We start from the raw sequence: 21,605 nt of genomic DNA on the forward strand, positions 1-21,605 counted from the left end.
TTTTCTTTTTGCCGCATGGCTGGGGTGGTTGGGGTGTGGCGCGAAGCACGCTACACTGCTGGATTCGCCAATCAGGCCTTGATTTCTCCCATGCTGCAGAAACTTCGCGACAAGACCTCGGGCTGGATCGTTACCGTGATCCTGGGGCTGCTGATGATTCCGTTCCTGTTCGTGATCGACTCCAGCTACCTCGGTGGTGTCGGTGCGCAGAACGTGGCCAAGGTGGCGGCACCGCCGACCTGGTGGCGCTCGGCGCCCTCGTGGTGGCCGATGTCGTTCCTGTGGCAGCACCACGAGATCAGCGCCCAGGACTTCCGTACCCGCTTCGAGCAGGCTCGCCAGCAGGCGCGCCAGCAGCAGGGCGAAGACTTCGACCCGCGCGAATTCGAAAGCACCGAGAACAAGCTGGCCGTGCTTGACCAGATGATCGACGAACAGGTCGTGCGCCTGGCCGGCGAACAGTCGGGCATCGTCATGAGCGACAGCACCGTGCGCGAGACCATCGGGACCATTCCTGCGTTCCTCGGTCCCGATGGCAAGTTCAGCCAGGACCAGTACCGCCTGCGCCTGGCCACCGGCAACCCGCCGCGTACCCCGGCCCAGTTCGAGGCCGAAGTGCGCGAACAGCTGCAGCAGTCGGTGATTCCGTCCGCGCTGCAGGGGTCGGGCTTCGTGACCACCGTCGAGGCCGAGCAGCTGATGAAGCTGCTGGGCGAAACCCGCGATGTCGAGCTGGCCGCGCTGCCGGAACTGCCGGCCGATACCGCCGAAGTCACCGACGCGCAGATCAAGCAGTGGTATGACAGCCATGGCAAGGATTTCCGCCAGCCGGAAACCGTGTCGCTGGAATACGTCGAGATCAACGCCGCCACGCTGCCGCCGGCCACTGCGGCCGACGAAGCGACGCTGCGCAAGCGCTACGCCGATGAGAAGGCGCGGTTTGTCGCGCCCGAATCGCGCCTGGCCTCGCACATCCTGATTGCCGCCGACGCCAATGATCCGGCTGCGCTCAAGGCCGCTGAAGCGAAGGCCACGCGCATCGCCACCGAAGCCAAGGCTCCGGGCGTCGACTTTGCCGCCCTGGCCAAGGCCAACTCGGACGACACCGGCTCCAAGAGCACCGGTGGCGATCTGGGCTGGGTCGAACGCGACGCAATGGTGAAGCCGTTCGAAGACGCGCTGTTCGCCATGAAGGTCGGCGAGGTCAGTGCCCCGGTCAAGACCGAGTTCGGTTACCACGTGCTGCAGCTGCGCGAGCAGAAGGGTGGCCAGGAGCGTGCGTTCGAGGACGTGCGTGATGAACTTGCCGCCGAACAGCTCAAGGCCGACAGCGAGAACGCCTTCAGCGACCTCAGCGGCCGCCTGGTCGACCAGGTCTACAAGAACCCGACCTCGCTGGAAGGTGCCGCCGCCGCGTTGAAGCTGCCGCTGCAGACCGTGGGCCCGTTCACCCGTGCCACCGCCAGCGGCATTGCGGCCAACCCGGCCGTGCTGCGCGCTGCGTTCTCCGACGTGCTGGTCCAGGACGGCACGGTGAGCGATCCGATCACGATTGCGCCGAACCACAGCGTGATGATCCGCGTCACCGACCACAGCCCCGAGCAGGCCCTGCCGCTGGACAAGGCGCGTGACCAGGTGATTGCCGCCATCCGCGCCGACCGCACCCGCCAGGCCTCGGCCAAGGCGGCGGACGCCCTGCTGGCCAAGCTCACTGCCGGGCAGACCCTGCAGGCGCTGGCCGCCAGCGAGCAGCTGCAGGTGAGCCCGCTGCCGGGCCTGCCGCGCACCCAGCCGGTGCCGACCCCGGAGATCAACCGCGCGGTGTTCGCCGCGAAGGCCCCGTCCGAGGGCAAGCCGAGCTACGGCAAGGTCGCCGTGCAGGGCCGCTACGTGGTGTACGCCGTGACCAAGGTGACCCCGCCGGACCTGGGCCAGGTCACTGCGGAGCAGAAGGAACAGTTCAAGCAGCAGCTGGACCAGATGGACGGCATGGCCTCGGCCAGGGCGTTCGTCCAATCCATGCGCAAGCACTACAAGGTGCAGATCGAGGAGGGCAACCTGTAACGGTTGCCTGAGGGTGCCGGCCATTGGCCGGCGCCCTGAAAGCAGAAGGCCCGGCATTGCCGGGCCTTTTTTTGTGCTCGCCGGCAACGGCGCGGCTCAATCCTCTACGCGCAATACCGCGCCCGGCTTCAGCACGCTGCTGCCGCTCAGGTTGTTCAGCGACAGCAACGCCTTCAACGGCATGCCGTAGCGCTTGGCGATGGTCCAGGCGGATTCGCCATTGCGCACCGTATGACGGCGCGCGCGCGGCCGGTCGGCGCTGGCCACCGCACGTCGGGCGGTCTGCGTCTCGGTGGTGGGGCCGGCCATGTCGGCCGCGGGAACGTCGGCCTTGGCCAGCATCACCGTGGCATCCACCGGCGCGTGCGTGGCCGGGGCCAGCAGGGTGACCTGCCCGCTGGGGCGGCCCTTGCCGCTGGCCAGGGCCGGGTTGAGCCGGGCAATGCGCGCCGGGTCCAGCGAGCGCTGGGCGGCCCACTGCTGCACGCTGGTGCCCGCGGGCAGGGTGTGGCCCTTCAGCACCGGCACGGTGCGGTCCAGCGAGGCCATCACGCCCGGCGAGGTTTCCGCGTTCTCCAGCACGCAGGCCAGGGCGTGCAGCTTCTCTACATAGGAGTAGGTGATCGGCGACAGCCCCGGCAGTTCGGCCGGGCGGGCGTTCTGCGCATTCATGCCGGCCTTGCGCAGGGACTGCAGCACCCGGTATTCGCCGGCGTTGTAGGCCATGGTGGCCAAGCGCCAGTCGCCCCCGAACATGCCGTGGAGCGTCTTGAGATAACGCACCGCTGCCTGCGTGGAGTCCACTGCCGACAACCGGCCGTCGTAGCCGTTGGTCATCTGCACGCGATGGTTCTTGGCGGTGGTGGCAATGAACTGCCACAGTCCTGCTGGACCGCTGCCGTTGCGGGCATTGGGCCGGTAGCCGCTTTCCACGAACGGGATCAGCGCGAATTCGGTGGGCAGGTTGGCCGCGCGCAGCTCTTCGACCACATACCCGAACAGCACCAGCGCGTCGTCATCCTGGTTGGCCAGCCGTGACGGCGCATGCGCGAACTGCTTCTGCCAGCGCGGGCTGGTGGCTTCTGCATTGCAGGTCGGTTCGGCCAGGCCGTCGCGGAAGCTGGCGAAGATCTCCTGGCCGTTGCGTACCGAGGCGGGTGGCAGCGCGGCGGCGTCCAGCGGCAGCTGCGACAGCCCGGCCACGTTCTGCGACATGCCCGCGCCCAGCGATTGGGCGCCCGCGTTGCCGGCCAAGGCGACCGCCAGGCCGAACGCGAGCGGCATCCATCGCCGGGTCATGTTCGGAATCCGTCTTTCCAGCCCCGCAGACCTGCAAGGACATCGACTTCATCGGTGACGGGGCGACCCAGGTGTGCGCTGACCGCAGCACGGATCTCGGGGGTATCGGTTCGCAGGAACGGATTGCATTCCAGCTCGCTGGCCAGTGAAACGGGCAGCGTGGAGCGTTCATCGCGGCGCATGGCCAGGGCCTCCTCTTGGCGTCGCGCGAGCGCGGCGTTGGCGGGGTCGACATGCCGCGCGAAGACGGCATTTGACACGGTGTACTCATGGCCGCAGCACAGCAACAGGTGCGGCGGCAGGGACGCCAGCTTCTGCAGGGATGCCAGGAGCTGGGGTGGCGTACCTTCGAACATGCGTCCACAGCCCAGGCTGAACAGCGAATCGCCACTGAAAAGATGTTCAGCGGTGTGAAACGCGATGTGCGACCGGGTGTGTCCGGGCACGGATACTACGTCGATCTCCAGGCCCAATGCCTGAACGTGTTCACCCTCGGCGACCCGGCGGGTGGCATGGGGAATGCGCGGATCGTCCGGCGCCACCACCTCCAGCCCTGCGTACCGGGCCTGTAGCGCCGCCACGCCGCCGATGTGATCGTCGTGGTGGTGGGTGAGCAGAATCGTGTGGGGAACCCAGTTCTGCTGCGCTGCGGCGGCCAGAACGGGGGCGGCATCGCCAGGGTCGACCACGATCGCCCGGCCGGCGCTGTCGACCAGCGCCCAGATGTAGTTGTCCGCAAATGCGGGTAGGGCAGTCAGTCGCATAGAATTGGACCATGCCCGCCACGCCGAGCCCCCGTCAAGCGTCAGTCGCATCCTGGTTTGATACTGAACCGGCGCGCATGCTGTGTGAACTGGAGCGCCAGCGCCTGGTTCCCCTGTTGGCGGCACACCCCGTGACCCCCTGGCTGTGGATCGCGCCGACCCCGGCGTGGGCCGACGCGGCCGAGCTGCCGGGCCAGGGGCTGCGCCTGTACCGCCGACCCGGCGGCTACGCCGGCGACGCCACCTGTGCGCTGCCGTTGCCGCTGCCCAGTGAGAGCCTCAACGCCATCGTGCTGCAGCATGTCACTGCCCGCGATGCCGAACAGCTCATCGCCGAATGCGCGCGCGTGCTGATGCCCGGCGGCCGGCTGTGGCTGTCCACGCTCAACCCGTTCAGCCCGTTCCGCCGCCAATGGCGCCGGCATGGGCTGGTGGTGCGCACGCCGCAGCGCCTGCGCCACACCCTGGAGCAGGCCGGCCTGGCCTGCACGGAGCTGGCCTGGCTGGGCCCGATGTGGCGGGACCGCGACCCCGACCGCAGCAGCCTGGCGCCGTTGCGCGCCGCCTGCCTGTATACCGCCGAAAAACGCACCCTGGCCCTGCCGGGACCCACGCCACTGCCGGTACGCCGTTGGCACGGCACCGTGGCGACCTGATCTGGAGTTGTATTGAAAACCATTGAAATCCACACCGACGGTTCCTGCCTCGGCAACCCCGGCCCCGGCGGCTGGGCCGCGTTGATGCGCTACAAGGGGCACGAGCGCGAACTGAGCGGCGGCGAAGCGCACACCACCAACAACCGCATGGAGTTGATGGCCGCCATTTCGGGCCTGGAAGCGCTGACCGAACCGTGTGACATCGTGCTGTACACCGATTCGCAGTACGTGCGTCAGGGGCTGACCCAGTGGATGCCGGGCTGGATCCGCAAGAACTGGAAGACGGCCGGCGGTGACCCGGTAAAGAACCGCGACCTGTGGGAGCGGCTGCATGCGGCCACGCTGAAGCACACCATCGACTGGCGCTGGGTGAAGGGCCATTCGGGCGACCCCGACAACGAGCGCGTGGACACGCTGGCGCGCGACGCCGCGATCCGGATCCGCGCCGCCGGCCCGGTACACTGAGCCCATGCGCCAGATCATCCTGGATACCGAAACCACCGGCCTGGAATGGCGGAAGGGCAACCGCATCGTCGAAATCGGCTGTGTGGAGCTGCTCGAACGCCGTCCGAGCGGTAGCAACTTCCACCAGTACCTGAAGCCGGACTGCGAGTTCGAGCAAGGCGCGCAGGAAGTCACCGGCCTGACCCTGGAGTTCCTGGCCGACAAGCCGGTCTTCGCGCAGATCGCCGAGGAATTCCTGGCCTACATCGACGGCGCCGAGCTGATCATCCACAACGCCGCGTTCGATCTGGGCTTCCTGGATTACGAGCTGTCGCTGCTGGGCGACCACTACGGCAAGATCACCGACCGCTGCACCGTGATCGATACGCTGAAGATGGCGCGCGAGCGCTATCCCGGCCAGCGAAACTCGCTCGATGCCCTGTGCAAGCGGCTGGGCGTGGACAACGCGCACCGCCAGCTGCACGGCGGCCTGCTCGATGCCCAGATCCTGGGCGACGTGTACATCGCGCTGACGTCCGGCCAGGAAGAGATCGGGTTCGGGTCGGCCAATGAGGCGCGGCCGGGCACGGCCCACGCCCAGGCGTTCGACACCTCGCGTCTGTTGCCGCGCCCGCGCGTGGTGGCCACCGCCTCGGAACGCGAGGCGCATGAAGCGCGCCTGGCCAAGCTGCGCAAGAAGGCCGGGCATGCGATCTGGGATGGCCCGACGGTGGAGGAAGAAGCGGTGGCGTAGCCACCGCTTCGGTAGGTCACGACTGTTGGTCGTGACACCCACAGGTCAATGGCAGCGCACCAGGATGACGGTGATGTTGGCAACCGGCGCCTGCGGCACCCGTTGCCCACGCATTCCACCTTGACCCCGCGCCGTTGGCGCGCCCCCTTCAACAAGAAGGGGGGCTCTTCTCCAGAGGGTTACCGATGGCGCGCCTAGTGGCAGCGCACCAGGATGACGGTGATGTTGTCCGAGCCGCCGCCGTCGAGGGCTGCGGCCACCAGGGTATCCACGCATTCCTGCGCGCTGGCGTCGTCGTAGGCCAGGGTGCGGGCGATGCCGCTGTCTTCGACCTCTTCGGTCAGGCCATCGCTGCACAGCAGCAGCTGCATGCCCGGGCGCAGCTCGCCGGTGGTGGTGGCCACGTTCAGATGCGCCGGATCGGTCACGCCCAGTGCCTGGGTCACCACGTTGCGGTGCGGGTGCGCGCGCGCCTGTTCGGCGGTCAGGTTGCCCTGCGCCACCATCTCCTGCACCACGCTGTGGTCCTGGCTGAGCTGGGCGAGGGTGCCGTCGCGCCACAGGTAAGCGCGGCTGTCGCCGACCCAGGCCACTTCATAGCGGTTGCCCTGTACGCGCGCGGCCACCACCGTGGTGCCCATCGGCAGGCTGTCGTTGCGGCGCCGCGAGGTGCGGATGATTTCCTCGTCGGCCACCCGGATCGCGTGGGCCAGCGAGGCGCCCTGGCGGATCTCGCGCACGATCGTCTCGCGCGCCAACGCGCTGGCGACTTCGCCGCAGGCGTGGCCGCCCATGCCGTCGGCCACCAGCCACAGTGCCAGCTCGCCGTCCCCGTAGTAGGTGTCCTCATTGAGGTCACGGCGCAGGCCAGGGTGGGTGAGGTGTCCGAATTCGATCATGGCGGGCGCGGGCCGGGGAGTGTAGTGCTGAGGGATAACGGCATGATCGCGGCCCTGCGGACATCCGGCAAGGCATCGATACAGAAGAAATTCATCGAAAGCCGGAGAATGGCTTGCCGTCTGCGCCTCCTGACCGTATTATTCGCTCCCCGGTTCGCCGGGGACCATCTGGAGAGGTGGCAGAGCGGTTGAATGTACCTGACTCGAAATCAGGCAGGCGTTTATAGCGCCTCGGGGGTTCGAATCCCCCCCTCTCCGCCAGATACGCAAAAAAGGCTGCCCATTGGGTGGCCTTTTTTGCGTCTCCGACGTCGAGGGGGGATTGCAACGGCGCGTTGCGCGGTCGCTGCGGAATCCCTTCGCCGGTAGAGCCACGCCCTGCGTGGCTGCTGTTCCCCGGAATTCCTCAGCCACGCAGGGCGTGGCTCTACCGGATACGCCGCAGGTGCCTATTCGCTAAACTGGCCTTATCCAAGACGGAATGCCCCCCATGACCGCAGAAATCCTCGTTCCCGTGTCCTTCGGCGAACTGCTCGACAAGATCTCCATCCTGCAGATCAAGTCAGAGCGCATCAGCGACGCGGCCAAGCTGGCCAACATCCGCGCCGAGCTGAGTGCGCTGGAAAAGACCTGGATGGCGCACCCGGCCGGGGTCAAGGACATCGCGCGGCTGCGTGCCGAACTCAAGGCCGTCAACGAGCGGCTGTGGGACATCGAAGACAACATCCGCCTGCAGGACAAGGCCCAGGCCTTCGACGACCACTTCGTGGAACTGGCCCGCAGCGTCTACCTGCAGAACGACGAGCGCGCACGCATCAAGAAGGACATCAACCTGGCGCTCGGCTCGGCCTACGTCGAAGAGAAGTCGTACAAGGACTACGCCGGCCGCGGCTGAGCGTCACGGCGGTGCACTGCCGCGCCGACCGGGCAGACCCGACTGGGTAGAGCCGACTGTTGGTCGGCTGCTCCAAACCGCCAACCGCCGCTGCCGACCAACAGTCGGCACTACCGTTGCGTGGCTAAAAAGGGGACGTACCCCGTTAATTGGAGAATTAACGGGGCTAAAAAGGGGACGTACCCCGTTAATTGGAGAATTAACGGGGTACGTCCCCTTTTTGTGGGGTCAGGCGGGGCGGTGATCGGTCACGTACCGCTCGAACGCGGCAATCCCGTCGTCCACCGTGATCAGCTGCATCACCTCGTCGAACTCGATCTTGGTGCCCCACTTCAGTTCGCTCGCCGGCTTGCCCAGGAACCTGCGCGCGGCATCGTCATAGCGGTCCACGCAGTAGCGGCGGTCCGAGTACGGGCCGCTGCGGTGTGGATTGCTCGCCGCATGCAGCCCCAGCACCTTCGCACCCACCGCGTTGGCGATGTGCATCGGGCCCGAGTCCGGCGTCATCACCAGCGCCGCGCGGGCCAGCAGGGCGGGCAGCTGCTTGAGGGTGTCCTTGCCCACCAGGTCCAGCGCCGGTACCTCCAGCTGTGCCTGGATCGCATCGGACATGCCGCGCTCCAGCTCGCTGCGCCCGCCGCACAGCACCACCCGCCAGCCGCGCGCTGCGGCGTGGTTGGCCACCGCGGCATAGCGGTCGGCATACCAGTTGCGGCGTACGTGGCTGGAGCAGGGGGAAATCATCAGCACCGGCCGGCCATCGTCCTGCCACTGCGCCTGCGCCCATTCCACCGCCGCCGGCGGTGTTGCCAGGTCCCAGCTCACCTCGGTCTGGCGGAGGCCCAGCGGCTCGCAGAAGCTGCCGATCGCATCCAGCACGTGGATGCCGGGGCGGTCGGGAATGCGTTCGTTGATAAAAAGACCGTGAAGGTCCTTCGAGCGGGCCTTGTCATAGCCAATCCGGCGGCGCGCCGGCACGAAGGCCGACAGCACATTCGCGCGGAAGGCTACCTGCATCTGCAGCAGGGCCTCGAAACGGCCGGGCGGCAGCTCGGCGCGCATCGCACGCATACCGGCCAGCCCGGTCTTCTTGTCGTACGCATGGAACACCACCCCCGGCAGGCCATCGAGCAGCTTGTGCCCGGCCTTATCGATGATCCAGTGCAGTGGCGTGCCCGGCCGTGCCTGCTGCAGCGTGCGTACCAGGGGCACCACGTGGGTCACGTCGCCCAGCGCCGACAAACGCAAAAGACACAAGGAAGAGGACGTTGATGCCATGGTGTTGTTAGACTCGAAGGAATGGTCGCATTCGACGCCACTGAAGCGCTGACGCCTTGCCGTGATGGACGCGGCATGGGTGCCATTCTGTTCGACCGCGAACGGCTGCGGCAAGCCGAGATGAGCCTGTTCTCGCCGGCGCACTGGGGCGAGCGGGCGCGGCCGGTGGGCGACGGCGGCCGCGGCGGCGCCTGGTTCGTCGATGCGCCGTTCGGCCAATGCGTGCTGCGCCAGTACCTGCGCGGCGGCATGGCGGCCAAACTCAGCCATGACCAGTACCTGTGGCGCGGGGCCAACCGCACCCGCAGCTTCGCCGAATTCCGCCTGATGCGCGCCCTGCGCGCGCTCAAGCTGCCGGTGCCGCGCCCGATCGCCGCGTTCTACCTGCGCGACGGCATGCGCTACCGCGCCGCGATCCTGATGGAACGCCTGGAAGGCGTGCGTTCGCTGGCCGACCGCGCGCTGGTGGCCGGCCGTGGGGCGCCCTGGGAGGAAACCGGGCGGTTGATCGCGCGTTTCCACCGCGCGGGCCTGGACCACGCCGACCTCAATGCCCACAACATCCTGTTCGATGCCAACGGCCACGGATGGTTGATCGACTTCGACCGTGGCGTGCAGCGCATTCCGGCCACCGGCTGGCGCGAGCGCAACCTCAAACGCCTGCACCGCTCGCTGGTCAAACTGCGCGGCGAGCGCAGCCACGATGACGTGGAAAAGGATTACGCGCGCCTGCGCCGGGCCTACGACCTGGCCTGGAACCGGGGCTACTGATGGACTGGGCGCTGCGCTTCATGGGGGTCGGCAATGCGTCGGCCGTGCAGCTCGGTTCGCCGATGGCGGTGATCGAGCGCGCCGGCCAGCCCTGGCTGACCATCGACTGCGGCGGGGAAGGGCTTACCGCCTTCCAGGCCCAGTACGGGTGCATGCCCGATGCGGTGTTCGTCACCCATGTGCACCTCGATCACGTGGCCGGCTTCGAGCGGCTGTTCGTGGACGCCTATTTCTCGCCGCAGCGCCGCGGTCGCATCCGCTTGTACGTGCCGGCCACCGTGGTGCCGCTGCTGCACCGGCGCGTGGCCGACTACCCGAACGTGCTGGCCGAGGGCGGGGCCAACTTCTGGGACGCCTTCCAGCTGATCGTCGTCGGCGATGCCTTCTGGCACGACGGGGTGCGCCTGGAGGTCTTCCCAGTGCGCCACCACTGGCCCGAAACCGCTTACGGCATGCGCCTGCAGGGCGCGCTGGTGTGGAGCGGCGACACCCGCCCGATTCCGGAAATGCTGGCGCGCCATGCGGCGGACAACGAGTTGATCGCGCACGACTGCGGCCTGCACGGCAACCCGTCGCATACCGGTGTGGACGATCTTGAGCGCGAGTACAGCGCTGAACTGCAGGCGCGGATGATGCTTTATCACTACGCCAGCGAAGCCGATGGCGAGGCCCTGCGCCTGCGCGGCCACCGCGTGGCGATGCCGGGCGAGTGCGTCGTTCTGTCGGACCCGACGGCCCCGAAGGTAACCCCCCCGTAGAGCCGCGCCCTGCGTGGCTGCGCCGCGGAGGCGGGTGGCTACGCGGCGGGCGGATGGCTACGTGGCGGGGTAGAGCCGTCTGTTAGACGGCTGCTTTTTTTGTAGGCGGCTGCCTTTGCACCGCCCAAAAAGGTGGCGGCCCCGCCGGCTGACCTCGGCGCCCGCGTCGATCGATACCGTTGCTGCCTTCCGGCCCTGGCGGGATTTTCGACCTAGCGTCGCGAGGGGCCGACGGGGCCACCATAGAGACGGGTTGCAGGCAGGAACGTGTCCTGCGGTGCAGCCATGCATTCTATCCCAACCGGCGCGGGCAGCGCCAGCCGCGCAATGATCCCCATTGCGCGGCGTAGCGACACGCCATGCGTGTCCCAAGCAGACCTGAACACCCCGTATCCCCAATGACCTGGTTCACCCCACGCCAACCCCCACCCGCTAAAATTCCCGCACATCTGGAGGAACGGCCTCCCCCGCATCGGGCATCAATGACCAGGACGACCTGGCCCCATCAAAGGAGGCCATATGGCCTGGATCTATCTACTGGCAGCCGGTGTACTCGAAATCGTCTGGGCCTTCGCCATGAAGCAGTCCGACGGCTTCAGCAGGCTCACCCCCTCGCTCATCACGTTCGCCGGCATGATCGGCAGCTTCTGGCTGCTCGCCTTGGCGATGCGCAGCCTGCCGCTGGGCACGGCCTATACGATCTGGACCGGCATCGGTGCGGTCGGCGCGTTCATCATCGGCATAGTGTTCCTCGGCGAGCAGGTCAACGCGATGCGGATCGCGGCGGCGGTGCTGATCGTGAGCGGCCTGGTGTTGATGAAGGTATCGAGTGCGTAAACGCGCAGGACGCCATGCGTGTCCGCGCGGTGCTGAAACGTAGAGCCACGCCCTGCGTGGCTTCCTGGTGCTGAACGGAGAGCAGCCACGCAGGGCGTGGCTCTACCCGAAGGTCGCCCTTCGGGTGGCGTTGTTTTTCCGGCGGGCTGGTCGAACGCGGCGGCGTGGTGGCCGCTTCATTGCCGGGGATTGCGGCCCCCATCCATGGGGGCCGCCCCTCCGCGCGCAAGCGCGCTGCGGGGCCAGCCATGTGGCTGTCCGGATTCGCTCCGGGCGAATCCGTCGAACCCCGTCCGGTGCTTCTCGTCCCCCTCTCTCCGCCGGGCAAACGCAAAAGGCCGCCCCTGGGGGCGGCCTTTTGCGTTTGTCTGGCGGAGAGAGGGGGATTCGAACCCCCGAAGCGCGGTTTAGACGCTTACACACTTTCCAGGCGTGCTCCTTCAACCGCTCGGACACCTCTCCGGACCTGCTGCGATAACCCGCTGCAGGGGCGCAGATTCTAGCGGGGGAATTGGAATCGCACAAGCGGTATGCAGCAGGGGGCAGGGGGGCTGGACAGGCGTGGCACAATGGACGTTCCGATGAAGACGGTGGCCTGATGTCCTATCTCGTCCTTGCCCGCAAGTGGCGTCCGAAGCGTTTTGCCGAGTTGGTGGGCCAGGAACACGTGGTCCGCGCGCTCAGCAATGCGCTGGACAGCGGCCGGGTGCACCACGCATTCCTGTTTACCGGCACCCGAGGGGTCGGCAAGACCACCATCGCGCGCATTTTCGCCAAGTCGCTCAACTGCGAACAGGGCACCAGCGCCGACCCGTGCGGTCAGTGCCCGTCCTGCCTGGACATCGATTCCGGGCGTTATATCGACCTGCTGGAAATCGATGCCGCGTCCAATACCGGCGTGGACGATGTCCGTGAGGTGATCGAGAACGCCCAGTACATGCCCTCGCGCGGCAAGTACAAGGTCTACCTGATCGACGAAGTGCACATGCTGTCCAAGGCGGCGTTCAATGCGCTGCTCAAGACGCTGGAAGAACCGCCGGAACACGTGAAGTTCCTGCTCGCCACCACCGACCCGCAGAAGCTGCCGGTCACGGTGCTGTCGCGCTGCCTGCAGTTCAACCTCAAGCGCCTGGACGAGGACCAGATCCAGGGCCAGATGACCCGCATCCTGGCCGCCGAGGAGATCGAGTCCGACCCGACCGCGATCGTCCAGCTTGCCAAGGCCGCCGATGGCAGCCTGCGCGACGGCCTGTCGCTGCTCGACCAGGCGATCGCCTACGCTGGCGGCGCGCTGCGTGAGGACGTGGTGCGCACCATGCTGGGCACCGTCGACCGGACCCAGGTGGCGGCCATGCTGGAGGCGCTGGCCGACGGCGATGGCGTGCGCCTGCTGCAGGTCGTGGCCGCGTTGGCGGAGTTTTCGCCCGATTGGAGTGGCGTGCTCGAAGCGCTGGCCGAAGCGTTGCACCGCATCCAGGTGCAGCAGCTGGTGCCGGGCGCCCAGGCCGACGGCGAGGGCATCGATGCCGCCGCCTTCGCCCAGCGGCTGCGCCCGGAAGTGGTGCAGCTCTGGTACCAGATGGCGCTCAGTGGCCGCCGCGACCTGCACCTCGCCCCCAGCCCGCGCGCCGGGTTTGAAATGGCCGTGCTGCGCATGCTCGCCTTCCGCCCGGCTGCCGCCGTGCCGCCCGTGCCGCGTGACCCGGGCACCGGCACCGACGTGGGCACCGGTTCGCGGGGCGCCGAGCAGGGGGGCATGGCCGCCGCACCGGCTGCCGTGGCCGCCCCGGTAGCGGCTGCCGTCCCCGTGGCCGCCGTAGCCGCGCCGGTCGCGGCCCCCGTGGCACCGGTCCCCCCGGCTGCCGCGCCGAAACCGACACCCGCGCCCGTGGCCGAACCGGCTGCCGAAGACGATCCGCCGCCGTGGCACCCGGCCGGCGCCGACGACCGCGACGAGGCGCTTGCCGTGGAAATGGCCGGTCCCGACGCGGCCATGGCGGCCCCGTGGGAAGCCCCGCCGGCACGGCCGGCTGCTCCGGCTCCGGCGGCTGTTCCGGCACCGACGCCGCGCCCGCAGGGCATCGCCATCGCCCCGCCGTCCGCCGCCGTGACGGGCGGTCCGGTGAACCTGGATTCGGCCGAAACCTGGCTGGAACTGGTCACCCAGAGCCACTTGAATGGCCCGTCGCGGCAGCTGGCCGCGCATGCCGCGTTCATCGGATTCCAGCACGGCGTCTTGAAACTGGCGGTATCGCCCGGATTTGAGTACCTGTGTTCGGACCGTTCGCTGGCGGCCTTGAGCGAGGCGCTGTCCGGCCCGCTCGGGATGACCCCGCAGATCGTGATCGACCAGCACGGCAACGCCGAGGCCGAAACGCTGCACCAGCGTGCCGACCGTCAGCGTGGCGAACGACAGCAGGCGGCCGAAGCCGCCTTCATGGCCGACCCGTCGGTGCAGCTGCTCATCCAGCAGCATGGCGCGCGGGTCGTGACCGATTCCATCCGTCCTTTTGATGAGTAACCAGACATGCGCGGCAACATCGCCCAATTGATGCAGCAGGCCCAGAAGATGCAGGAAAACCTGCAGAAGGCCCAGGAAGAACTTGCCAAGCTGGAAGTCACCGGCAGCGCCGGCGGCGGCATGGTCAGCGTGACCCTGACCGGTGCCAAGGAGTGCCGCAAGGTGCGTATCGATCCGTCGATCCTGTCCGATGCGGAAATGACCGAAGACCTGGTGGCGGCTGCCTTCAACGACGCCTCCAACAAGATCGACGCCGAGTCGAAGAACCGCATGGGTTCGGCCACTGCCGGCATGCAGCTCCCGCCCGGCATGAAAATGCCGTTCTAAGCGTGAGCCTGCCCCTGCTCGAGCAGTTGATCGAGGCCTTCCGCGTGCTGCCGGGCGTGGGCCAGAAAACGGCCCAGCGCATGGCCTACCACGTGCTTGAGCGCGAGCGCGAGGGCGGGAAGAAGCTGGCGGAGGTGCTGGCCAAGGCGATTGAACGCATTGGCCATTGCGCGCAGTGCCGCGATTTCAGCGAGAGCGAGATCTGCGCGGTCTGCGCCAACGGCAGCCGCGAACGGCAGCAGCTGTGTGCGGTGGAATCGCCTGCCGACCGGATGGCCATTGAAACCGCCACGGGCTTCCGCGGTGTGTACTTCGTGCTGCAGGGACGGTTGTCGCCGTTGGACGGTGTCGGCCCGCGCGAGCTGGGCCTGGACCAGCTCGAGGCACGCCTGAAGCAGGGCGAGGTGCAGGAGCTGATCATCGCCACCAGTGCCACCGTCGAGGGCGAGGCCACCGCACATTACCTGGCGCAACTGGCGCGTGCCCACACCGTGCGACCCAGCCGCCTGGCCCAGGGCCTGCCGCTGGGGGGCGAGCTGGAGTACGTGGATCGCGGCACGCTGTCGCACGCGTTCGGCACCCGTACCGAAGCGACCTGACAACGTCCGCTGCTACCGACACACATCCAAGGTGATTCATGAGCCAAGACACGCTGTTCGGAAAAATCATCCGCCGCGAGATTCCCGCCACCATCGTCCATGAAGACGACGAGGTGCTGGGCTTCAAGGACATCGCACCGCAGGCCCCGGTGCACGTGTTGTTCATTCCGAAGAACGAGGCCATCCCCACCCTGGATGACGTGCAGCCTGCGCAGGCCCACCTGATCGGCAAGCTGGCGTTGGCCGCAGCCGACTACGCGCGCCGCGAAGGCTTCGCCCAGGACGGGTACCGCATCGTCATGAACTGCCGCGAACATGCCGGGCAGACCGTGTTCCACATCCACCTGCACCTGCTGGCCGGCGCACCGCTGGGGCATTTCGGCGTCCCCAGCGCCTGACCGGGGCCGCTGTTGGGTGGGCCCACAAAAAAACGCCGCCCCGAGGGGCGGCGTTTTTCGTTCAGGCAATTACCACCAGCCCCAACCACGGTAGCCCCAGCCCGGACCCCAACCCGGACCCCACGGCCCGTAGGGGTACATCGGGACCACGTCTACCTGGCGCTGTTCCGGCCACAGGTAGACCACGTCCGCCTCCAGCTTGGGCAGGCGGTAGTCGTATTCGCCGATGCGGGTGTTCTCATACCCGGCGATCTTGCCGATGAAGGTCACGTCGCGGCCTTCCTCGAACACCGCCGGGTCGTAGAAGCCGGCGCGGCAGGCAATGAAGCGCCCATCGCTGGCGTCCGACGAGGTGGTGGACGGGCGGCCGCTGCCGTTGAGCGGGCGCGACAGCAGCTGGAAGCAGGTCTGGCCCTGGCCCGGCACGGTTTCGATGATGCGACCGCCCCAACGGACCGGTGTGCCCACCTGCTGGCTGGCAACCGAGTCGCGTGGATTGACCACGCTGAACTGCCCCTGCAGCGGCTTGGGGGCCGTGGCACAGGCCGCCAGCGCCAGTGACGCAGCGAGGGGAAGCAGAATCTTGACGTTCATGAGGTTGCTCCGGTGGACGGGCGATGCCTGTGCAGGTCGCGCACGAGTGAAGGGTCGAGCTCAGCGCCAGCGTAGCGCGCCTGAACGAAACGGTTGCTGAGCGAAATCAGCGGCGGGTCGGGTCGCTCACGGTGGACGCGCTGCGCCCAGTCCGTGGCGGTCTCCGACGGTCCCCGTGCCAGGCCATGCCGCGCGTAACGCCGCCCCAGCCGGTGCCAGGCCCGCAGCAACGGATCGCGCTCGCGTTCGCCCCGGGCCAGCAGCCATGCCATCCACCCTAGCGCCGCGGCTGCGAAGGTAGTGAAAATGCCGATCAGCTGGGCCGGTTCCAGTTTGTCGATGCCCAGCGGGCGCAGCAGCTGCTGCTGGCGGTTGGCGTCGAAGGACAGCACCAGGTCGTTCCAGCCGCGGCGCAGGAAATCGCCCACCTGGCCCAGCTGCAGCCAGCGGCCTTCCAGCGTGGTGCCGCCGTCGGTGCCCAGCCGGTCTTCCAGTGTGTCGTAGATGCGCTCGGGAGCCACCGCCGCCGTCGGGTCCACCCGGACCCAGCCGCGCTGCGGCAGCCATACCTCGGCCCAGGCATGCGCGTCCATGCGGCGTACCACGTAGTAGTTGCCATAGGGATTGCGCTGGCCGCCGGCAAAGCCGGTCACCACCCGTGCGGGAATGCCGGCGCTGCGCATCAGCACCACGAACGACGAGCTGAAGTGCTGGCAGAAACCGGCCTGCTGGTCGAACAGGAACTCATCCACGCTGTGCCGGCCCGGTGCCGGCGTGGACAGCGTGTAGGCAAAGCGCGAGCGGATCCAATCCAGTGCGCGCGCAACGATCGCGGCATCGTTGCTGCCCGCCTCCTGCCGCCACTGCCGGCCCAGCGCCAGCGTGCGCGGATTGAGGTCGGGCGGCAGCTCCAGCGTCGCACGGCGCTGGAAGGTGCCAAGCGGTTGGGTGTACGCCGCTGCAGGGGCCGACTGCAGGCGCCAGCGGGTGAGGGCGGACAGGCTGCGCACGCTGTGCAGGCTGTAGTTGCCATCCAGCGTGCTGCCTTCCGGTGCCTGCAGCGGCAGGTCCAGCGCCACCAGCTGGCGGCGGTCGGTAGGCTCGTAGTCGATCTGGTAATCCCAGCGCGTGGCCGCGCGGGTCACGGTGGCGGGCGCGCGCTGGTCGGCATAGGGGTCCTGGTCCCAGCGGCGCCCATCGAAGCGGGTCATTACCGGGCCGCGCCAGTAGCGCTGCTCGGGTGCGGGTGGCGTGCCGAAGAAGGTGACGCGCAGCGCGGGGGCATCGTCGGCCATCAGGTCCAGCCACTCGGCCGGCTCCATGTGGTCGGACAGGCCCGGTTTGCCCACGGCACGTTCGGGCAGGCCCCAGAGCGGTTCGCTGAGGCGCGGGAACAGCCAGAACGCCGCCAGGGCCAGCGGCAGGCCCAGTGCCACCAGCTTGCCCACCCCGCGCAGCTGTCCGCCCAGGGCGGCGTTGGGCGCCTGTCCTTCGGCGCGCGCCAGCTGTTGCAGGGTCAGCAGGGTGGCCAGCGCCGCCGCCACGGCCAACCCCATGGTCAGCGGCCCCTGGTCGAGCAGGAAGGCCGAGAACGGCGCGAACAGCGCAAAGCCCAGCAGGCTGCGTGCATCGCGCAGGCTGCGCAGCTCGCTGGGTTTGATCGCCAGCATCGCCGCCAGCAGCGCACAGCCGGTGTCGCGGCCCGGGCGCGCACCCAGTTGCCAATACACCGCGGCCAGCATGCCCATCACCAGCAGCAGGCGAATGGGGCCGGGCAGGACGCGCTGGCCGGAGAGCAGGGCCGTCACCACCGCCACCAGCGCGAACACGCTGGCCAGCAGCGGTGGCAACTGCAGCAGCAGTGGGATCAGCGCCAGCGCGCCGCTGGCCAGCGTCCAGCGGCGGGCGGCAGGCGTAAGCAGGGAAGCGGGAAGGTCAGCCATGCGGCATCAGCGCCAGGGCGCGTTGGCAAAGGTGGTGATGGCTGTTGCCTTGGCTGGGCCCGAGCACCGGGTTGCCGGGCAACTGCAGCGTGTAGCGGCGCCCCTCGCGTTCGGCCAGATCGACCCAGCGTGCCAGGCGTGCGATGCGCGCCTCCACCGGGAGCGGGGCAAGCTGCCGCCAGTCCAGCAGGACGTCCACGCCCACCGGTTTCTCGTATTCGCGCACCAGCAGGCTGTCGCGGCGCGCCGAGTGTTTCCAGGCAATGCTGCGCGGCGGGTCGCCCGCGCGGTACGGGCGCAGCTGGTGCAGTTCGTCGCCGCTGGCATGCACGCGCGTGTGCAGCGGGTCGCCACCGCCCTCGGGCAATGCCGGTGCGTGGGCTTCGGGCGTGGCGTAGACCAGCAGCGGCGTATCCGGCCACACCCACGACCACGCGCGCACCAGTCCCAGCGGCTGCGTGGTGGAGATGCGGATGCGATCCAGATCCAGCCAGCCACGTTGATGGGTGGGCAGCGCAAGGTCGACTTCAACCTGGTCGGCGTCCACCAGGTGGCCGAACGCCACCGCATCGCCGAGCGCCAACTGCAGCCCACGACGCGGCCGCGCATCGGCGCGCGACAGACTCACCCGCAGCCGCATCGGAGCACCGGCTACCACCGGGTCGGCCGACACCGAATCCACCTGCAGGCCGGACAACTGCAGGTGCGCACTGAACGTGCTGGCAATCGCCACGGTGGTCAGCAGCAGTGCCAGCAGCAAGGCCGGGTTGTTGTTGTAGTTCAGCGCGCCCAGCAGCATGACCAGCAGCAGCAGTGTCACGAACAGGCCGAAGCGGGTCGGCAGCACGTAGATGCGGCGCCGCTCCAGCCGGCGTGGCAGTCCCTCCGGGCGGCGCGGGCGTGTGTAATGCCGGCCGCTGGCCGGCAACATCGCATGCTTCAAGCGGTCTCCCCAGCCGCTGCGCATCTCAATCCACCGGTACGGTCTGGAGGATCGCGCGGGCCAGTGCGGGCCCGTTGCTGGCCTCTGCCTCGGGTACCAGGCGGTGCCCCGCCACGGCCACGAACAGCGTCTGCACGTCTTCCGGCACCACGTGGCCGCGGCCCAGCAGCAGTGCATGCGCCTTGGCCGCACGCAGCAACGCCAGCCCCGCGCGCGGCGACAACCCCACGCGCACGCCGGTGTGCTGGCGGCTGCGGGCCAGCAGCGACTGCACGTACTGGATCAGCGCTTCACTGGCATGCACCTGGCCCACTGCATCGCGCAGCGTGCGCACCTGGTCGTCGCTGAGGCAGGCCGTCGCGCGCGCGATCAGGTGGCGGCGATCGGTGCCGCGCAGCAGCTCGCGTTCGGATTCGGGATTGGGGTAGCCCAGTGCCAGCCGCAGCAGGAAGCGGTCCAGCTGCGAATCGGGCAACGGGAACGTGCCCGACAGGTCCACCGGGTTCTGCGTGGCGATGACGAAGAACGGATCGGGCAGCGGATGGGTCACGCCATCCAGGGTGACCTGCTGTTCGGCCATCGCCTCGAGCAGGGCGCTCTGCGTACGCGGCGGCGCGCGGTTGATCTCATCGGCCAGCAGCACGTGGGTGAAGACCGGGCCGGGATGGAACTGGAACTGGCGGCTGCTGGCCTCGTAAACCGAGACGCCGAGCACATCTGCAGGCAGCAGGTCCGAGGTGAACTGCACACGCTGGAAGCCCAGCCCGAAGCTGGATGCCAAGGCATGTGCCAGCGTGGTCTTGCCCAGGCCCGGCAGATCCTCGATCAGCAGGTGGCCACCGGACAACAGGGCAACGAAGGCCAGTCTCACTTCATGGGCCTTGCCAAGCACCAGTCCGTTGACCTGGTCCTGGGCATCGCGCAGGGCTTGTCGCAGTACATCGGTTAGCATGGCGGGCACGCGGGGCGAAGATTCCATGTCCGTCTCGTGTCGTTGATTCCTTCGATTCTATAGAGCAATGCAGGGCGAACAACGCGCACGCACAATTTTTCTGGTGTTGTGGACGCTGATCACGGCCGTCAAGCTCGTGGTGGCCGCGCGTCTGCCCTTGTTCGTGGACGAAGCGTTCTACTGGCAGGAAGGTCAGCACCTCGCGGCGGCCTATTCGGATCTTCCCGGCCTGACCGCCTGGCTGGCGCGATCGGGCGTGGAGATGGGCGGCCAGCACGTGCTGGCACTGCGGCTTCCGTTCCTGGCCATCGGCGCGCTGCTGCCTTGGCTGGTCTCGCGCACCGCCACCCGCTGGTTCGGCGCCGTGGCGGGTTGGCAGGCCGGCAGCCTCACCCTGTTGATGCCGCTGTCGGCCACGCTGGGCATGCTCGCCGTACCGGACGTGCCGATGGCGCTGGCCGCGGTGCTGTGCCTGGATGCCGGCGCACGCCTGCTGCGCACGGTGGACGCGGCGGCGGCGGTGAAGCTGGCGCTGGGCCTGATGATCGGCGCGCTCAGCCACTACCGTTTCATCGGCGTGATCGTGGTCGGCTTCATCGTGCTGCTGTTGCTGCCGCAGGGCCGCCGCACGCTGCGTGATCCGCGCGTGTGGGTGGCGCTTGCGGTCGGCGTGATGGCGTGGCTGCCGCTGCTGGCGTGGAATGCCGACAACCAGGACGCCGGCCTGAAGTTCCAGGTGGTCGACCGCCATCCGTGGGCCTTCCAGTGGAGCGGCCTGTGGTTCCTCGTGATCCAGCCGATGCTGGTCACGCCCATTCTGTGCATCGCGATGTGGAAGGTGGCCTTGGCCGGCACCCGTTCCGGTGGCGGCGCGCGCGCGCAGTGGCGCTACTTCGGCCTGGTGGGCGCGGTCTCCACGCTGGCGATCTTCGCGCTGGGCTTCTTCACCGATGTGGAGCGCATCAGCTTCCACTGGCCGCTGCCGGGCTACCTGGCCCTGCTGGTGGCGGTGCCGGTGGTGCTCAACGGCTGGCCGCGCTGGCTGCGCCGTACCGGGTGGTGGCTGGCCGGCACCGGCCTGGCGCTGGCGTTCGGCTATTACCTGATGGCATCCACGCCGTCGCTGCGCGAGCAGTTGGCCGGCTACAAGTACTACCCCCGCAACTTCGCCGGCTGGGCGCCGCTGGCCCACGCCGTGCGTGACGAGCTGGCCGCCATGCCGCCCGGCACCCGCGTGCTGGCGGGCAACTTCAAGGTAGGCGCCGAGCTCGGCTTCCAGCTGGACGATCCACGCATCGACGTCCTGCGCCACCCGCTCAACGACAAACACGGCCGCACCGCGCAGCTGGGCCTGTGGGGGCTGCTGCACGAGGGCCAGCGCGATGCGCCGATGCTGCTGGTGCTCTCACCCAGTGACCAGCGTTACCGCGACCTGCTTGAGCAGTACCACGACGTCTGCGCGCAGGTGGGGCCGTTGCCGCCGCCGCGCGTGGTCAGCCAGGACCATGGTTTCCAGCGGTTCCTTTTGTTCCGCCTGCCGGCGGCGCGCGCTGAGGGGCCCTGCGTCACGCCGGCCATGGCGTGGTTCGACACGCCACAGTCCGATGCGGTGGTCGGCGACAGCGTGGAAATACGTGGCTGGGCGTTCAAGGATGGGGTGGGGCTGTCGCGCGTGGACGTGCTGCTGGACGGGCGCCCCGCGACCACGGCGGTGTACGGCCGTCCCTACGACGTCACTGGTTTCTGGAAGATATCCAACGACCCGCAGCATCCCAACGTGGGCTTCGACGCCAAGGTGGACACGCGCGGGCTGGCGCCGGGGCGGCACTGGCTGGGCCTGGTCCTGCACGGCAACGACGGCAGCGTGGAGACCTGGCAGGAACAGCCGCTGGTGGTGCCCGAGCGCTGA

At 68.3% G+C, this 21,605-nt stretch carries 21 protein-coding genes, 2 tRNA genes and 1 other RNA gene; 14 read left to right on the plus strand and 10 right to left on the minus strand.

Translation table 11 applies throughout. The features are described from left to right. Positions 1-90 precede the first annotated feature (90 nt). Positions 91-2,064, plus strand: a complete 1,974-nt coding sequence (locus AC3ITN_RS04615; protein WP_489392185.1) for a peptidyl-prolyl cis-trans isomerase — start codon at positions 91-93, stop codon at positions 2,062-2,064. 96 nt (positions 2,065-2,160) lie between these two features. Here AC3ITN_RS04615 and AC3ITN_RS04620 read toward each other — a convergent pair whose 3' ends face one another. Together AC3ITN_RS04620 and gloB are read right to left on the minus strand one after the other, a co-directional pair. Then, entirely contained in the window at positions 2,161-3,363 is a 1,203-nt protein-coding gene (locus tag AC3ITN_RS04620) for a lytic transglycosylase domain-containing protein (RefSeq protein ID WP_489392186.1), read from the minus strand. Then, complete coding sequence (gene gloB / locus AC3ITN_RS04625) at positions 3,360-4,127, minus strand: hydroxyacylglutathione hydrolase (RefSeq protein WP_313348552.1); 768 nt, start codon at positions 4,125-4,127, stop codon at positions 3,360-3,362. Before gloB ends, AC3ITN_RS04620 begins: the two co-directional genes overlap by 4 nt. Positions 4,128-4,138: 11 nt before the next feature. Here gloB and AC3ITN_RS04630 point away from each other — a divergent pair, with 11 nt between their 5' ends. The 3 genes from AC3ITN_RS04630 to dnaQ are packed head-to-tail and all read left to right on the plus strand — an operon-like array spanning position 4,139 to position 5,981. After that, positions 4,139-4,783 (plus strand): methyltransferase domain-containing protein, encoded by a 645-nt coding sequence (locus tag AC3ITN_RS04630; RefSeq protein WP_313348553.1) that lies wholly within the window; start codon positions 4,139-4,141, stop codon positions 4,781-4,783. 12 nt (positions 4,784-4,795) lie between these two features. Further along, positions 4,796-5,248 carry a ribonuclease HI gene (gene rnhA / locus AC3ITN_RS04635; RefSeq protein WP_313348555.1) on the plus strand — a complete coding sequence of 151 codons (453 nt, stop codon included), beginning with the start codon at positions 4,796-4,798 and terminating at the stop codon, positions 5,246-5,248. A 4-nt stretch (positions 5,249-5,252) separates the two neighbouring features. Further along, positions 5,253-5,981: a DNA polymerase III subunit epsilon gene (dnaQ, locus tag AC3ITN_RS04640; protein WP_313348557.1), complete on the plus strand. Its 729-nt coding sequence runs from the start codon at positions 5,253-5,255 to the stop codon at positions 5,979-5,981. 194 nt (positions 5,982-6,175) lie between these two features. Here the strand turns inward: dnaQ and AC3ITN_RS04645 are convergent, their stop codons facing one another. Beyond that, positions 6,176-6,880, minus strand: a complete 705-nt coding sequence (locus AC3ITN_RS04645) for a PP2C family protein-serine/threonine phosphatase (protein WP_313348559.1) — start codon at positions 6,878-6,880, stop codon at positions 6,176-6,178. A gap of 170 nt (positions 6,881-7,050) precedes the next feature. Between AC3ITN_RS04645 and AC3ITN_RS04650 the strand changes: the two genes are divergently transcribed. Continuing rightward, positions 7,051-7,141: transfer RNA gene (locus AC3ITN_RS04650), tRNA-Ser, on the plus strand. A gap of 229 nt (positions 7,142-7,370) precedes the next feature. After that, complete coding sequence (locus AC3ITN_RS04655) at positions 7,371-7,775, plus strand: DUF6165 family protein (protein ID WP_313348561.1); 405 nt, start codon at positions 7,371-7,373, stop codon at positions 7,773-7,775. A gap of 228 nt (positions 7,776-8,003) precedes the next feature. Here AC3ITN_RS04655 and AC3ITN_RS04660 read toward each other — a convergent pair whose 3' ends face one another. Further along, positions 8,004-9,053, minus strand: coding sequence for a glycosyltransferase family 9 protein (locus AC3ITN_RS04660; RefSeq protein WP_489392187.1), 1,050 nt, complete (start codon positions 9,051-9,053; stop codon positions 8,004-8,006). Positions 9,054-9,074: 21 nt separating this feature from the next. Between AC3ITN_RS04660 and AC3ITN_RS04665 the strand changes: the two genes are divergently transcribed. Together AC3ITN_RS04665 and AC3ITN_RS04670 are read left to right on the plus strand one after the other, a co-directional pair. Then, complete coding sequence (locus tag AC3ITN_RS04665) at positions 9,075-9,824, plus strand: 3-deoxy-D-manno-octulosonic acid kinase (RefSeq protein ID WP_313348564.1); 750 nt, start codon at positions 9,075-9,077, stop codon at positions 9,822-9,824. Continuing rightward, positions 9,824-10,582 carry an MBL fold metallo-hydrolase gene (locus tag AC3ITN_RS04670; protein WP_489392188.1) on the plus strand — a complete coding sequence of 253 codons (759 nt, stop codon included), beginning with the start codon at positions 9,824-9,826 and terminating at the stop codon, positions 10,580-10,582. The genes AC3ITN_RS04665 and AC3ITN_RS04670 overlap by 1 nt, the downstream gene beginning before the upstream one ends. A gap of 138 nt (positions 10,583-10,720) precedes the next feature. Here the strand turns inward: AC3ITN_RS04670 and ffs are convergent. Next, positions 10,721-10,817: signal recognition particle sRNA small type (gene ffs / locus AC3ITN_RS04675), an RNA gene on the minus strand. Between the two features lie 284 nt (positions 10,818-11,101). On the opposite strand from ffs, the gene AC3ITN_RS04680 reads away from it, so the two are divergent. Beyond that, entirely contained in the window at positions 11,102-11,419 is a 318-nt protein-coding gene (locus AC3ITN_RS04680; protein ID WP_313348567.1) for a DMT family transporter, read from the plus strand. 369 nt (positions 11,420-11,788) lie between these two features. Here AC3ITN_RS04680 and AC3ITN_RS04685 read toward each other — a convergent pair. Then, positions 11,789-11,881: transfer RNA gene (locus tag AC3ITN_RS04685), tRNA-Ser, on the minus strand. A 136-nt stretch (positions 11,882-12,017) separates the two neighbouring features. Here AC3ITN_RS04685 and dnaX point away from each other — a divergent pair. Genes dnaX through AC3ITN_RS04705 form a run of 4 tightly spaced genes read left to right on the plus strand, consistent with a single transcriptional unit; the run spans position 12,018 to position 15,264 of the window. Then, a complete protein-coding gene (dnaX, locus tag AC3ITN_RS04690) occupies positions 12,018-13,940 on the plus strand; it encodes a DNA polymerase III subunit gamma/tau (RefSeq protein WP_489392189.1) in 1,923 nt (640 codons plus the stop codon). A 6-nt stretch (positions 13,941-13,946) separates the two neighbouring features. After that, the gene (locus tag AC3ITN_RS04695) at positions 13,947-14,267 is read left to right on the plus strand and encodes a YbaB/EbfC family nucleoid-associated protein (protein ID WP_313348571.1); all 321 of its coding nucleotides are present in this window, start codon (positions 13,947-13,949) and stop codon (positions 14,265-14,267) included. Positions 14,268-14,269: 2 nt separating this feature from the next. Further along, positions 14,270-14,866 (plus strand): recombination mediator RecR, encoded by a 597-nt coding sequence (recR, locus tag AC3ITN_RS04700; RefSeq protein WP_489392190.1) that lies wholly within the window; start codon positions 14,270-14,272, stop codon positions 14,864-14,866. Between the two features lie 38 nt (positions 14,867-14,904). Next, positions 14,905-15,264: a histidine triad nucleotide-binding protein gene (locus AC3ITN_RS04705; protein ID WP_489392191.1), complete on the plus strand. Its 360-nt coding sequence runs from the start codon at positions 14,905-14,907 to the stop codon at positions 15,262-15,264. A gap of 69 nt (positions 15,265-15,333) precedes the next feature. Here the strand turns inward: AC3ITN_RS04705 and AC3ITN_RS04710 are convergent, their stop codons facing one another. Genes AC3ITN_RS04710 through AC3ITN_RS04725 form a run of 4 tightly spaced genes read right to left on the minus strand, consistent with a single transcriptional unit; the run spans position 15,334 to position 19,723 of the window. Then, complete coding sequence (locus tag AC3ITN_RS04710) at positions 15,334-15,858, minus strand: Slp family lipoprotein (RefSeq protein WP_313348576.1); 525 nt, start codon at positions 15,856-15,858, stop codon at positions 15,334-15,336. Continuing rightward, positions 15,855-17,801: a transglutaminase TgpA family protein gene (locus tag AC3ITN_RS04715; RefSeq protein WP_489392192.1), complete on the minus strand. Its 1,947-nt coding sequence runs from the start codon at positions 17,799-17,801 to the stop codon at positions 15,855-15,857. The genes AC3ITN_RS04710 and AC3ITN_RS04715 overlap by 4 nt, the downstream gene beginning before the upstream one ends. Then, positions 17,794-18,732: a DUF58 domain-containing protein gene (locus AC3ITN_RS04720; protein ID WP_489392193.1), complete on the minus strand. Its 939-nt coding sequence runs from the start codon at positions 18,730-18,732 to the stop codon at positions 17,794-17,796. Before AC3ITN_RS04720 ends, AC3ITN_RS04715 begins: the two co-directional genes overlap by 8 nt. A 37-nt stretch (positions 18,733-18,769) precedes the next feature. After that, positions 18,770-19,723, minus strand: a complete 954-nt coding sequence (locus tag AC3ITN_RS04725) for an AAA family ATPase (RefSeq protein WP_313348578.1) — start codon at positions 19,721-19,723, stop codon at positions 18,770-18,772. A 40-nt stretch (positions 19,724-19,763) separates the two neighbouring features. On the opposite strand from AC3ITN_RS04725, the gene AC3ITN_RS04730 reads away from it, so the two are divergent. Next, on the plus strand, positions 19,764-21,605 hold the full coding sequence (locus AC3ITN_RS04730) for a glycosyltransferase family 39 protein (RefSeq protein ID WP_489392194.1): 1,842 nt from the start codon (positions 19,764-19,766) through the stop codon (positions 21,603-21,605).

The sequence above is a fragment of the Stenotrophomonas sp. KH_036_B genome, from assembly GCF_057839485.1.